At 22.4% G+C, this 14,820-nt stretch carries 11 protein-coding genes; 2 read left to right on the plus strand and 9 right to left on the minus strand.

What is annotated here, in order from left to right; genetic code table 4:
• Positions 1 to 16 precede the first annotated feature (16 nt).
• Positions 17 to 106, plus strand: a complete 90-nt coding sequence (locus JXZ91_RS03760; protein ID WP_373422513.1) for an IS3 family transposase — start codon at positions 17 to 19, stop codon at positions 104 to 106.
• Positions 107 to 194: 88 nt separating this feature from the next.
• On the opposite strand, the gene JXZ91_RS02710 is transcribed toward JXZ91_RS03760, so the two are convergent.
• Positions 195 to 779 (minus strand): type IV toxin-antitoxin system AbiEi family antitoxin domain-containing protein, encoded by a 585-nt coding sequence (locus tag JXZ91_RS02710; protein WP_205851479.1) that lies wholly within the window; start codon positions 777 to 779, stop codon positions 195 to 197.
• A 394-nt stretch (positions 780 to 1,173) separates the two neighbouring features.
• Here JXZ91_RS02710 and JXZ91_RS02715 point away from each other — a divergent pair, with 394 nt between their 5' ends.
• Positions 1,174 to 2,454: an ATP-binding protein gene (locus tag JXZ91_RS02715; RefSeq protein ID WP_205851480.1), complete on the plus strand. Its 1,281-nt coding sequence runs from the start codon at positions 1,174 to 1,176 to the stop codon at positions 2,452 to 2,454.
• 240 nt (positions 2,455 to 2,694) lie between these two features.
• On the opposite strand, the gene JXZ91_RS02720 is transcribed toward JXZ91_RS02715, so the two are convergent.
• The 8 genes from JXZ91_RS02720 to JXZ91_RS03765 form a co-directional block, all read right to left on the minus strand.
• The gene (locus tag JXZ91_RS02720; RefSeq protein WP_205851481.1) at positions 2,695 to 3,789 is read right to left on the minus strand and encodes a hypothetical protein; all 1,095 of its coding nucleotides are present in this window, start codon (positions 3,787 to 3,789) and stop codon (positions 2,695 to 2,697) included.
• A gap of 1 nt (position 3,790) precedes the next feature.
• Positions 3,791 to 6,223 carry a hypothetical protein gene (locus JXZ91_RS02725; protein WP_205851482.1) on the minus strand — a complete coding sequence of 811 codons (2,433 nt, stop codon included), beginning with the start codon at positions 6,221 to 6,223 and terminating at the stop codon, positions 3,791 to 3,793.
• Positions 6,216 to 9,818, minus strand: coding sequence for a hypothetical protein (locus tag JXZ91_RS02730; RefSeq protein ID WP_205851483.1), 3,603 nt, complete (start codon positions 9,816 to 9,818; stop codon positions 6,216 to 6,218). The genes JXZ91_RS02725 and JXZ91_RS02730 overlap by 8 nt, the downstream gene beginning before the upstream one ends.
• A 3-nt stretch (positions 9,819 to 9,821) precedes the next feature.
• A complete protein-coding gene (locus tag JXZ91_RS02735) occupies positions 9,822 to 11,063 on the minus strand; it encodes a ligand-binding sensor domain-containing protein (RefSeq protein WP_205851484.1) in 1,242 nt (413 codons plus the stop codon).
• A gap of 496 nt (positions 11,064 to 11,559) precedes the next feature.
• On the minus strand, positions 11,560 to 12,267 hold the full coding sequence (locus tag JXZ91_RS02740) for an ATP-binding cassette domain-containing protein (RefSeq protein ID WP_205851485.1): 708 nt from the start codon (positions 12,265 to 12,267) through the stop codon (positions 11,560 to 11,562).
• 260 nt (positions 12,268 to 12,527) lie between these two features.
• Positions 12,528 to 12,740 carry an IS3 family transposase gene (locus JXZ91_RS02745; RefSeq protein WP_205851486.1) on the minus strand — a complete coding sequence of 71 codons (213 nt, stop codon included), beginning with the start codon at positions 12,738 to 12,740 and terminating at the stop codon, positions 12,528 to 12,530.
• Between the two features lie 173 nt (positions 12,741 to 12,913).
• The gene (locus JXZ91_RS03740; protein ID WP_205851487.1) at positions 12,914 to 14,428 is read right to left on the minus strand and encodes a methyltransferase domain-containing protein; all 1,515 of its coding nucleotides are present in this window, start codon (positions 14,426 to 14,428) and stop codon (positions 12,914 to 12,916) included.
• A gap of 286 nt (positions 14,429 to 14,714) precedes the next feature.
• Positions 14,715 to 14,816: an IS3 family transposase gene (locus JXZ91_RS03765; RefSeq protein WP_205851488.1), complete on the minus strand. Its 102-nt coding sequence runs from the start codon at positions 14,814 to 14,816 to the stop codon at positions 14,715 to 14,717.
• Between the last annotated feature and the right edge of the window lie 4 nt (positions 14,817 to 14,820).

A 14,820-nucleotide genomic window follows, 5' to 3' on the forward strand; every position in this document is an offset into this window, starting at 1 on the left:
CCAAATAATAGAGCTAATTACTGACTTTATAAATTACTATAATAATATTAGAATACAAATTAAACTAAAAAACCTCTCTCCGTGTCATTACATGAGAAAGGTTTAATTGATTTGTCCACTAATAGGGAACATGTTTACTTTTAGTTTTTGAGATGTTTTTTATTTTTCCCTTCAAGCTCTCTGGTCTAATCATTTTATAATACCTCAATATATTTTCTTATTTCATCTTCCACGCCTAATATCCGGCTATATTTAATAAGATTTCTTATATTTTTTTCCTTGCTGTTAAAGTATTTAGTAACCGCATCTACAAATATTTGTTTGTCTATGGCATTCCTTTTGGAAACTATATCACAAATACTTCTTTCCATATCATAGCATTTTACTTTATTTCCAAAAGCTGTCTTTACAGTTATAATACCAATATCAAAGTTTTCTTTTTTTATATAATGCACCTTAATATTATTCATTCGTTTTTTTATATGACCAACGTTATAGCCTTGAGGTACACTAATATGAAAAGAATTTGGAACTCTATCACTAAGTTCTAACAAAAACAAGGCAGTGTGAAATGAAAATACAACTTTTTCATTATTATATGATATTAGTGCGAGTTCATCATCTATATCATCTTTTTTCTTGTATACTCCATTTTTTACTCGCTCGAGTTCCCCTTTATAAACAAGTTCAGTAAGCTTATATCTCTTAATGCCGAGCTTTTCAGCTTCTTTATTTGTAATAAACCCCTTTTCTTTTAAATATCCAGCTAGAATATTCATCATGTATCACCTCCTACATTTACTCTTTTATTATACATTATTAAAGAGTATTTGTAAATAAACCTGCAAAATTTGATGCTGCATTCCGAATAGCGTGACAACTATCATAATCTATCTGCTTATTCTACTTTTATTCTGACATTTCGTTTTTTCTTTTAAACATATCTTCCATTTGTGGTAGTCCACTAATGAGGGATATGTTAAATATCAATTAGCAAAAGTTTTTATGTTTTTTGTATTAATAATTAAAATAAAATTCTAAGATTTATTATAAAATTTACAAATCATGTATTATTTTTGTCACAAATCATGTATTATTTTTGTCACAAATCATATCTTATTGTATAATTTTAAAATAAATATCCAAAATTTATATAAAAGAAAAGGAATAATAATGACTTATAGAAAACGTGTGTCAGAAAAAATATTAAAAGACCTTTTAAAAATAAGTGGAGGAATTCTTATAACTGGAGCTAAAGGTGTCGGAAAAACTGAAACCGCTTCCTTTTTATCAAAAACAAAGTATTTTCTAAGTGATCATAATGAAAAAAACAATGTTGAAGAATTACTAGTATTAGATAAAAGTCAAATATTTAATAGATATAAACCAATTTTATTTGATGAATGACAAGATGTTCCTCAATTATGAGATTATTTAAGAAATGAAATTGATAAAAATAAATATAAAGGTGCTTTTATATTAACAGGTTCTTCTACTCCAAAAAATATTGACAAAATTATGCATTCAGGTATTGGTAGAATTAATAGATTTGTTCTTCGTACAATGAGTTTATGAGAGCAAAAAAAATCTTCTGGACGAATTTCTTTAGAATCACTATTTTATAATGAAAATAAAGAACTATTTTATTATAAGAATGATGTAAATATAAAAAATGTTATTTCTGATGTTTGTGAAGGAGGATGACCTGCAACATTAGATATGAACTCAAAAGAAAAAATTGATTATGTTTATGAATATTATAATAATTTAATAAAGTATGACATTAATTATTTTGTTTCAAAAAATTTGAATACTAATTATGTGAGTGCAATAATGAAATCTTATTCCAGAAATATAGGTTCTCAATCATCAAAAAACGTTTTAATTAACGATGTTTCAGAAAATAATAGTATAAAAATATCAGAATCAACTGTTTTTGACTATTTGTCTTATTTAAAAAATTTATTTATCATTGAAGAATTAGAATCATGAACTTCAATTAAAATAAAATCTAAAAGCATTATAAGAACAAGCCCAACAAAATATTTTGTTGATCCTTCTATAGCTGTTGCAGCTCTTAATTTAAATGAAGAATTATTGCTACAAAACCTTAATACTTTAGGCTTTTTATTTGAAAACTTATGTATTAGAGATTTAAGGGTATATGCTCAAAGTATAAAAGGTGAAGTTTTTAAATATAAAGATTCTAATGGATTAGAAATTGATGCTGCTATTTCTTTAAGAGATGGTAAATGAGGACTTGTAGAAATTAAACTTTCAGATAGTGAAAAAAACATTGAACAAGCAAAGGAATCTTTAAATAAAGTTAAGAATAATATTGAAGTTGAAAATAGTATAAAACCATCTTTTTTAATGATTTTAGTTGGTGTAGGTAACACCAGAAAAACAAGTGACGGGTTTTATATAGTAAATATTAGAGATTTAAAAAAATAAAAAGGAATTTATTATGGATAGATTAGATTTTTATATATATATAATAAAAATAAAAAAAGTATTTTAGGATTTAATGAGCGTAAACATATCCCCTATTAGTGGACTACCACAAATGGAAAATATGTTCATATTTTGAGGGACCTTTTTTTATTTTAAATATAAAAAATTCAAGCTACCCACATTTATATTTACAATATTGTGCTTGAATTTTCAATTTGGCAAATAGTAAGCAAATTTTTACTATTTTTTTCAAGGATTTTTTATTTCTTCAATTTGTGAATTTTTTCCTGTTTGAAATTTGAAATGAGAATATAAATTATTGTGCAAAAAGGTTTTTATTTCAATATCATTTTGATAAAACAAATCTTTATTGTCAAATTTATTTGTCTTAAATAAACTCTTCAATTCAATATTATTTTTTTCAAAAATAAAAATTTGTTCTGGTAAAATCACATGTGAAGAATGGTACTCTTTTTTAAAAGTTTTGTATCAAACGTTGAAACTATTATCAACTTCTTTGCCATTTTTTAACAATATATAATGACTATTTTCATTATAACCATCATCTTTCATATTTTTAAGTAATTTAGGTTTTTTTCTGAAGTTAAATAGATTTAAAAAATTATCAAATTCAATATAGTTTAAAGGAAGGGGATATTCTCAATAGTTAATAGCATCCTTCAATTTAATTGATTTTTTTCAATAATCACTAGTAAAAATAAATTTGGAAAAATATCCCATTCCATACTCTATATCTTTTTTAAATTTAAATTCTTCAAGATCAACGCCAGAAACAGATATATCAATATTTAAATTAGGTATTGTTGAAATTTTTTCTAAAAAGCTTACAAATTGATTATTAACTTTTCAAAAAGAATTGTATGACGTTTTATCTCAAAAAGAATAACATCATTCTCCATCTTTATAATTTCTGGGATTTAAGTTAATTTTAACCTCCTTAGAAAAAGGTATATTTGTTATTTCTAATGTATTTAGTTCTTTGGGAAGATATTTTTCTAACATTTTTTTAAATATTTCAAGTTTTTTCATAAAGTCTTCATATCAAACAGTAAAATCTTTATAAACTTCTGGAAAAACTTCAATAGCAGGAATTCTATTAACATAAATATAATCTTTATTAACAGTAAAATCTTCAAAATCATCAAATATTAAATTATTTTTATCAATATATCTTTTTTTATATTCTAAAATTTTTAGATCTTCTTCTGTTAATTCTTTCTTTTTTGTATTTATACAAGAAGCTGAAATCAGCGGCAAACCAATAGCAGCTAAACTTAAAGAACCAGCTAAAATTTTAATCATTTTTCTTTTCATATTAGTTTATATTCTCCTTATGAATTTCAATATATTTATATATATATTTGTTTAAATCAGTTAAATTTTCAAAGTAGTATTTATTTCCACTTAAATTAATTTCTCATAAATCAAACAAATTAAGATCATATAATACACTATTATTTTTCTCATCAACATAATATATTTTTTCCTTAGAAGGTAATATGAGTTTTCCCAAAAGTAAATTATAATTTTGCAATAGTATTTCTGGATCGTTGAACTCTAATAGTTTATTATTAATTTCAATATTATTTGCTTTAAGTGCGCTTTCTAATTTTTGAATTTTATATTTTATTCTAGGCACTATTCCATTTTTTAAAAGTTTCTCTTTAAATTTTTTATATTCCAATTCGTTAAATACTATTTCTTCAATGTAGGGGCGATTCAAATTATAGTTATTATCAATGTGAGATGCAAAAGTCTTAAATAATTTTAAAGGAATATTTTTAATATCAATGTTTAAAAATTTGTTCTCTTTAAGTGTTTTTAATAAAAAAGTTTCATTGTTATTATTATCTTTATTAAAAACAAAATTAATATCTTTTTGTCCTCCTTTTGCTTTATCTTTTGATCATTTTATTCAAGTTTTAAAAGCATACAGAATTTTTTCTTTTGTAGAATGTAGATTATTAAAATTATCAAGAGTTAAAGAATCATTATCTTTATTCATTTTTATAAATTCTTCATAAAAATCTTTATTATCTTTCAAATTTATAATTATGTAGTTTTTATCTCTATACATATTATTTATTAAGTTATTAGAGATATTTATATATTTTGTTTTATCATTTAAATCATCACTATTTATATATCAAATTGGATTATTTTCATAATAAACAACTTGCACTGGTTTAATTATATTATTTGATTCTAAAGGATTTGGTTTTAAACTCATATCAATAAAATCTTCAGATTTTGTCATATAATTTAAAGATTTTTCAAAATTTGAAAAATTACTAGATATTGGGCTTTCCCCTCTTTTTTTTGTTGTAAATTTAATATCATTAAAATCAATTTCAATGTTTGATTTTGGCGCCTTAATTTGTTTATTTGATTGCAAATAATTATAAGTTAAACTGTAAATAGAATCACTCATGTTTAATAGAACGCCCTTGAAAATATCGTCTTCAAAATCGCCTTCTTTTATTGCCTTAAGAAAGAGTTTGTCAAAATTTTTTCTAGATAAAGTAAAAATTTCATCATTAAAACTTTTTTCATTAGGTTCTATAGATATATTAAAAGTAAAATTTGTTTTTATTCAACTTCTTTTTCTAAAAAATCCTGATGGAATGTACCAATTTAACCAAAATGATGGAAAAATTGTATTGTATCTAAAATCGTTGCAAGACTCAAACGAAAAATTAGAAAAGTCCAAAAAATTATTTCCATTTTTAAGCGAAAGTTTTTCTCCAAAATATTCAGTTTTCATTACAAAAGTTTCGTATTTCACTTTTTTATCAAATAAATCATTAAATTTATTAAAATTAGTAAAAAGTTCTTCATTTAAAAGGTATTTTTTTAATCAATTTAAATTAACTGTTTTTTCTATTGAATTTCCATTTTGAATTCATGGTTTTTCTGAACTAAAAGTATTATATTTTATAAAATTTACTCAATATCTAGAATCTGGTATATTTTCTCCTTCATACTGATAATTTTTTTTAAAATAAATTTTAATTTTATATAAAGGAATTTTATTATTTATATCTAAAAGTTTATTTTCATGTAATTCAATAATTTTGTCAATTACTGAATTTAATAATTTTCTTTTATGTGCATTAAATGATAAAACATCCTCGCCATCATTATTTTTTAAAATATAACCTTGTTTAAATTGACCCTCTTTTATTAGTAAATTTAAAAAATCTTGTTGATCTGATTCTACAAAAGGATTAAAATAATGAAGTTCATTTTGCTTATCTTTATATTCATAAAATAAATTATTTATTGTATTTCTGTCATAATTATCTAAAATGCTTTTTTTCGCTTCGGGTTCATTTTTATACTCATTACCATATAAGTCCAAATATCTTTTAATGATATCACTTTCATCTAAATACGTTGAAATAGCAGATTGTTTATCAGGTACATAATTATTATAAATGTTTTTATAAGCTGGTTTTATTTTAGAAGAATCATATAAATTTACATATGATTTATCCATACTAATAATTGAATCATCGTTTTTAAACTGCTTTTTTCCAATATAACGTTTAGCATTAACTTGACCATTTTCTTTTAAATAATTAAAAGCTTCTTTTTTTGAATTAAATATTTTTTTTTGACCATTTATTTCTAAATTAAATTGTTTTTCTTCATTTTTTGTTTCTCTAGAAGCAACTATTGTTGGAGAAAAGACTGTTGCTACTGGAGCAGTTAATGAAAAAGCGTTCAATAATAATTTTTTAAGCATTTGTTCTCTCCTTTTTGTTTTTAATTGCTTCTTTTCCTAGAGTTTCACAGTATTTAATTAATTCATCTCAAGAATCAAATTCTCTACCATTAAATAAATATTTTTTGCCTATATTGATTTTGATAGTTTCTTTATAAATGCCTAAATATGAATCATTCTTTAAAAATTTAATAGCATCATCGAAAGATATAAATGACTTCATTTCACCTAATTTGTTTGTAATTGTATAAACATTATATTTATAAGATTTTTTTAAATCCTTATAATTATACAATTTTAAATATTGCTCTTCAGAGGATACTTTTGAATGTACATTAAACTTTGACCTAAATGTTTCTAATTTTTTTTCTAAATCATTAAGAGAATTTCAATAATAAAATTCACCTTTTGAATTTTTCAAATTACAATCGAAAATTAAATAATTTTTTTCTAAATCTTTATTTGAATTTAAGTCTTTTTGAATTTTTTTATAATCATATAGTATATTTCCATATTGTCTATTTTCTAAAATTGCTGTCTGGTCTTCAGGAATGTCCCCATTTAGTTTAGGTATTTGCAATACTAAAATAGGTCGTAAATCATCTCTAATAAATTTTATATATTCCTTTTTTAATTCTTTGAAAGTACCTATTCATTTTAAATTATCATTTTCTAAAAATCTTAAGTACCCTCCTAAAGACCAATATTTATCTATTTTTTTGTTTTTAATTAACTCATTTACTAGTTTTTCCAAACTATCTTGATAAAAATCTATTTGCTTTTCTTTTTCATTTTTTTCAAAAGAATAAACTCTTTTAAATATGTATTCATCATTATTATTGTAAATATTATTTAAAGAAAAATCAATTAAATCTTTTTTTAGATTATCTTTTTCTAAAGATGAATATTCTTTTTCATTAAAATATAATGAACTATTAACAAATTCGGGCATTATTTCAATTGGTTCCATTGGCTTACAATCCTTAATTGATCTAGTTTTTGTTTGGTGTGAATTTCAAAAACGAGAATGAGTAAGTCCGCCATCTCAAATATATATATTGCTACTTCCGGTATCAGAAAAAACATAATCGCTTGGAATTGTTTTACCTATAATTTGAAAAATAATGTCTATAAACATTTCAGCAAAAACTGCAAAAATCTGAAATATTGGGCCTAAAATAGACAAGAAACCCATTATACTTTTAACCATAAAACTAGTTAAGCCTTGAATATCAAAATCAATAGAAAAATCCTTATATTGAGAAGCATGATTTTGAAAAACATTAAATGTTTCGGAAAAAATAGAAGCCAATTCTTTAACTTGGATTGGTTTTTCATATATTTTCTTTGCTTCTTTTTGTTCTGCTTTTATTGAAAAAACTGTATTTGTCTTATTTATTACATAAATTGCTCTGGTTCTGATGCTGAATTTATTGGTATATGCTTTTTTTGCAGACCATTTTTTATATTGTTTATAAATATTATTTAAAAACTCCAAAGAGTATCTATTAGTAGAAATTCATGTTCCAGTATCTTGTTTTCATTCTTCATCTAAATTCATAGAAAAGTTTTGTTTTGCAATGTAGTTTAGTTCTTTTTTATGTTTTACAAAAAACTTTTTAAGCTCTTCATTTTGTTTATTATAATTTTTTTCATTTAATAATGTTTTGAGTTTTTGAATCAAATCTCTTGTTGTTTTCTTTATTATTTTATTAAAATTATTAGCATTATTAGCAATAAAATTAAATAAACTTATTTTATATTTGCCATGTATTACAGCTGTTTTGTTTTCAATGTATCTATTGTCTTTAGAATTAAATATATATGATGAATCTTTCTTGGATACTAAGGAGTATTCTTCATATATTTTCTTATATTTTTCTAATTCTTTTAGATTCTCTGTTTTTCAAAATAACATTGAATCATTAAAGGAAATTAGTGAATTAGTTGTATTTACATTATTAATTGCAAAAGTTATTACTGATATTGCATTGATAGCCTTTCTACTATTAGCAATAGTGTCAACAAAAAAATTGTAGCTAGTATTAAAATCAAAATCCACATTTTTAATATTATAAATATCAATTAAATTGATTTCTTTCCCCTGATTGTTAACATAAAATTCTGGTCCTAATACCTGTTTTATAGATTCATTAATTTCATTAAATAATTTATAAAAATATTTTTTAAAGGATACTATAGTTTTTATAGGAGCTTTATATTTAGCCAAATATGCAAGGCCCGAAAGATAAGAAATAACAATTCCACTAAATAAATCACCATTTTTTCCATCAATCATAAAATTTGAAATATTTTGCAATTTTTGGTATAAATTCTCTTTTTCGCTTATTTGCACCTTTTTTAACATATAAATCAATTTTTGAGAATCGTCTCTAAATTTAAAATAATTAAGAGCAGATAACCTATCAGCATAATTTTGTGAAATAAAATTTTTATCAGCTTTTGGATTTTTATCGAAATAATTATAAATTTCATATGAATTATTAGCCTTTAATAAGTTTGAAATAAAATTATTAACTATTTTTCTAGTTACTGATTGATTTATTATTTGCTTATTATCGATTCTCTTGTGTTCTATTCATCGATCCTTTTCTGTGAATTTTAAAATATCATTGCTAGAACTTTCAAGAACATATTCTCCATACAAATTAGCTGGGTCATCTTTATGAATGTCCACTAAAAATTTTTTCTTTCCAGTATTAGGTTTTATATTGATAATTGGTGAGCTATAATCATGAGATTTCTGTAGAATATTGTCAACAAAATATTCTTCTGTATAGATTTCGTTCGTTTGTTTATTTTTAACATAGGTTTTGTGATTATTTTTTATAAAACTAATTAATTTTTCGTTCTCATAAGAATTTAGATTTGAAAAATCATTTTTTAAACTTACAATTTTTCCATTAGGTGCTCTAAATACATTTTTAGGCGATTCTATTTTCAAATAGTCTAATAACTTTCTAATTTTAAATTCTTGCTCTGATTCTGTTTTATTCTCTTTTTTTAATCCTTCGATTTCAACAACTTTATTTGTTATTTCCTCAATAATCTTTTCTCTAGAATCATAGTATTTACCTTTAAATTTAAAGAAAGAATTAATGCTTGAATAAGAATCTTTGGCATCATTTTCATTATCATAAGCATAGCCATCTTTACCCATAAAAAATAATTTTTCATGATCATTATTACTAAAATTAATTTTTGATAACTGTTTTTCAGATAAGGAACCATCTTGATTTAAATTGTCTTTATCTGTAAAATAGTCTAGATTTTCGTAAAAAGTCCCTTCTTGAGTAACTATGTTTTTTGCTAAATATTGTTTTAATTCATGCAAATCATTAAAAGATTTATTATTATTTCTCGAATAATAAGTTATCTGATTTTTTGATAGTTCCTTTACACTAGTCATAGCCCTAATTGCAGATTCTCATTCTCTTTTAGAATTAAAAGAAATATTTTGTAAATAATACTTCTTAGATTCGGCTTCTTCCTTAAAAAGTCCAGATAATTGAATTATGGGAACACTAATCAAAGTTGTTGCCAATATAGAAAATGGAATTGTGTTAAATAATATTTTTTTTGTTTTTTTATTCATATACTATATCTCCTTGCTCTTGCTTTTATTTATTAAATATATTATTAAAGAAAATAAAACTGTGAAACCAACTACAGTAAAACTAAAATCATTTTTATTGATATATTCGGTTTTGAAATTTAAACTATATTTATAGTTTTTAGTTATATTGGAATTAGGTGATAAATTTAAACTATATATAGTATTATCATTCGAACTTAAAGACTGTAAATCTTCTAAAAGTTTTAAAATATTTCTAAATTTATAAGAATTTTCTGAGACATAATTAATTCATTCATTCTGGTTATTAATGTTAGAAAAAACATTATTAAATCTGTCTATTTGTATTTTAAATCTTTCCAAATCATTATTCAAAATTGAAATTTCATTATTGTTTAAAAAGATTACCATTTGATTTTTAATAAATTCTTCATCTTTATAAGTAATTTTTTCTTCCATATTTATAGTATTATTTTCAGGAATTGCATTTTGAATAAATAATAAAGAATTTTTATTTTTTATATTTTGTTCCATAAATATAGGCCTATCAAAAAATAATAAATTAACCATTTTATAAAAATCATCGCCAAATTCGTTGATTAAATTATTTCTAAGCTGATTATTATTCTTTATTATTAATTCAAAGTCTCGTCTAAGGTATTGAATATTTTTATTTTTTTTACCTAAGAAAATTTGAATTGCTTTAATTTCTTTTTCTGAAAATTCTTTTATATTTCATACTGGCTTATTTAATTTTATAAAAATACTATTTATATTGATTTTTGGTAGTTTATTAAATATTTCATTTTTAAATAAATTAATAATCTCAATATTATTTAATTTAATTGTTTCTAATCCAGCCAATTCATAAATAAAATAATTATTCTCTTTTTTTCATAAAGTTTCTTCTCAATTTGAGTGAAAAATAAAGTTATTGTACTTTTTATTATAATTATATTTTAAATAATCTTCCAAACCAAAATTGCTTAAATTTCTATTTACAAAAATGTTTGGAAGTAAATAGAAACCATTTAGTATATCAACATAATTTTTATTCAAGTTTTTGCTTAATTCAACATTATTATCTTCAACAGTTGATATATAGTACTTATTTTTTAAAACATTATTTTCTTTTTGCAATTCTAAAATTTTATAATAATTATTACTATTTACATTTTGATGTGTTTTGTATAAAAATGTTCTTGTAATAAAGGGTAATGTTACCATAAAAGTAGCTGCTAATAAATAAGTTGTATTTCTTACCAAAATTTTACGCGAAAAAGAAATTAAGAAAACAAGAATAATGAAAATTAAATAAAAAGTGAAAAAGTTAGCAAAAACAAAAGAGACAAAAAACCCAAATAAATAAGAAACGCTTGATATTTTTATAAAATACAAGCTGACAAATAATATTGATCAAATGAAATTAATTATTAGAAAAACAATAGCAATAAATAATAATTTTGAATTAAAGATTAGTCTTTTATTAGAAAATGTAGAGTTCATTAGGTTTTCATACTGATTTTTTTTAGAATTAATAAAAAACAATTGAACAAAAATAATTGCATAAAATATATTAATTATAAAAACTAAAAAAAAATTTATTCAATTAAATGATTCGTATAATTTAGGTAAAACAACAATTGGAATAATCGCCCCCACAAGAAGAAAAGACAAGGATAATATTATTAAATAAAATTTATTTTTTATAAAATAGTTAAAGTGTTTTTTTAATAAAATTTTCATTCCTTTCCCTCCCAAGTTATCCAATAATATGTTTATTATATAAAGTTATTAAATCTTGACTATTAGATATTTCTCCTGTTCAAACAATTTCCCCTCTTTTAATAAAGGTTGCATCTTTAGTGTATTTTTTTACTTCATCAATTAAATGAGTGGAAATAAAAACAGTAATTCCTAATTCACCAAAATTATTCAATTTCTTATATAGCATCTTTCTAGCTGTAGGATCAAGATTAGAATCTGGTTCATCTAAAAACAATAAAGTAGGACAGGCTAATTCAGAAAATAATAAAATTAATTTTTTTTGTTCCCCACTTGAAAATGAATTAGGATTATTATTAATTTTATTTTCTAAACCATATTCTTTGAATTTATCCAAAATTAAATTTTTGTTTACTTTCTTATCGTTAAATAGATAAATATATTCCTTAACATACTCAAACGCATTTAAATAATGAGGGAATTTTAAATTGGTATTAAAAAATAAAAAAGATTTTGGCACATTAATACTGTCAAAATCTTTATCATTAAATAATAAATCGCCTTCAAAATTTAAATCATTACCTGAACAAATGTTCATTAATGTTGATTTACCGGCTCCATTTTCACCAATAAAAACATGAATTCTATTTTCGAACACTATAAAATTGGCATTCTTAATAATAGAATGTTTTCCAATATTTTTATAAATTTTTTTCGCTTCAAAAATTTTCCTATTTTTTATCATAAGTTACTTTTATAATAATTATATAACATATTTTTTATTTAAAAAGTAATATAGTTAAAATGTAAGAAGTGTAGATATGTAAATTCAAAAGTAATTTTTATTTGTATATCAAAGAAATTGATTTATTGTTTTCATAATATTAATTTCAATTAGCAAGACAAATTATAAAATTTAAAATTTTCAAACAGCATTTTCTTTTAAAAAAATAAAAATAAAAAATAGCATAAATTAAACATATCCCTTATTAGTGGATAAATCAACTAGACCTTTCTTGTGTAATGACACGGAGAGAGGTTTTTTAGTTTAATTTGCATTCTAATATTATTATAGTAATTTATAAAGCCATCTATTAACTCTTTTATTTGATCAAATTTTAGGTCATTTAGCTGGTGCTTTCTTAAACATTCTTCTTTTAAAATTGAAAATCAATATTCAATTGGACGGTTATCAAGGGAATTACCAATTCTTGACATTGATTGCTATTAGTAGGCTACTACAAATGGAGGATATGTTCATATTTTGAGGGACCTTTTATTATTTTAAATATAAAAAATTCAAGCTACCACATTTACATTTACAATAATGTGTTACACTTGAATTTTCAATTTATCATTCAGGCTGAAAGCCTGATTTTTTATGCTAAAATTTAGTTTATTTTCGAAATATCATAAAATACACAAGGTTTAGAAATATTTGTTACTCAAGCTTCTTCTAGGGTGTCATTTCTTTTGAAATGATAATTTAGTTTAAAGCCTAAATCTTGAAATATTTTAATCATATCTTCATGTGAATAGAATCTGTTTTTTATCTTAATTCCATATTGTTTACTAGTTAATACTTTTTTATTTGAAAAAATATCGCATTCATGAATTTTTATTTTGTTAAGTCAAAAATCTTTATATTCATCATTAGATAACATATCATGTATTGTAAAAAGAAATCTACTGGTAGTGCCACGCAATAAGTTTTTAATTTGATTAAAAAATTTTAAAATATGTTTCTTTTTTGTAATGTTAGTAAAACCGTTAAAACTAAAAAAGATTAAATCATATTTTTGTGATGTTTCATATTCAATAATATTAGCCAATTCAAAAGTTACATTGCTTGTATTTTTAGTATGACTTAACATCTTTTCTGAAATGTCCAAAGCATTTATTTGAGCATTAGGAAATAAGTGTCCCAAAACATAAGATGTTCTTCCTGTTCCACAACCGATGTCAAGAATATTTTTAAATTCTAGATCATCTTTTATTATTTTATCAATTGCAGCTTGTTCAGATTTTCAAAGACCTTGATTTGCTATATCTATATAATCTTTAGTAATAACTTTATTGTTATAGAAACGACGAATTCTTATTTGTTTTCAATCAAATACTGAAAAAACAATTCCAGCACTTGAAATCAAAATTACAATTGCATACATTATAAATGTGTATTTGTAACTTAGTTTGTTAGTTACAAGTGTAAATAGTACAATCAATAATGATGAAATGATAATTCTAAAAGCTAAAGAAATTCCATTTTGTTTATGAAATTTAGATTTGCCAAATAACTCAAAAGACATTGTATAAAAAATAGGTAAAAATAAAGAAAACAATAATTGTTGAATTGATATTACAATTGCATAACTACTAAATCTGCTAATCGAATTACTATTGCTAAATATTAATCAACCAAAATTAATTATCGCGATTGCACTTACAATGAAAACTAAGAAAACCCCTTTATTTTTGATTAAATTCTTAGTTAAAAAAGATAAAATAACCCCTAATAATGAAAAACTTGTAAATATTATTGATAAGTAAAATCCTCATGTTTGAACTTCAAAATCTTTTATACTTGAAAAGAAATGAGATAATCCTGCTGTTCTAGGATATAAAAATATTCCTATCATTAATGAACCAGAAAGAATAAAAATTCAAGATTTTAATTTAGTGCCCTTGACAATAGTTTTATTATTGTTTTCATCCTTTTGAAAGTTAGTAGGCTCTTTACTAGTTTTTAGAGCCAAGTATAGTACTCCTGAAATTAAATATGTTGCCATATTGATAACAACCAATCAATAAAAATCAATGTGTTTAAATACAAAGAATGATAGTATTGTTGATATTAAAAAACCCAATGAAGTCGCAAATGAAGTCGCTATATTTACAGTTTTCATTTGTTCGTTATTGCTAGTTATATAATAAACCACATTTTTTAAAAACACAAATCTAAATGAATGAACAAAACCTAATAAAGTGCTAATCACAATTAAAACTATTGATAAAATGGTTTTATTTTGCGTAAAAAAGAAAATTATTAAACTGGGGACAAGTAAGACTATACTTAAAATATCCGAAAGTAATAAAATCAGTCTGTCATTTTTAATCTTTTTTACAATTTTAGTACTAAAAATATAAACAATTATAGAAGGTAAACATGTCCCCTATTAGTGGACAAATCAATTAAACCTTTCTCATGTAATGACACGGAGAGAGGTTTTTTAGTTTAATTTGTATTCTAATATTATTATAGTAATTTATAAAGTCAGTAATTAGCTCTATTATTTGG

It is taken from the genome of Mycoplasma enhydrae (assembly GCF_017116825.1).
Lineage (GTDB): Bacteria > Bacillota_I > Bacilli_A > Mycoplasmatales > Metamycoplasmataceae > Metamycoplasma > Metamycoplasma enhydrae.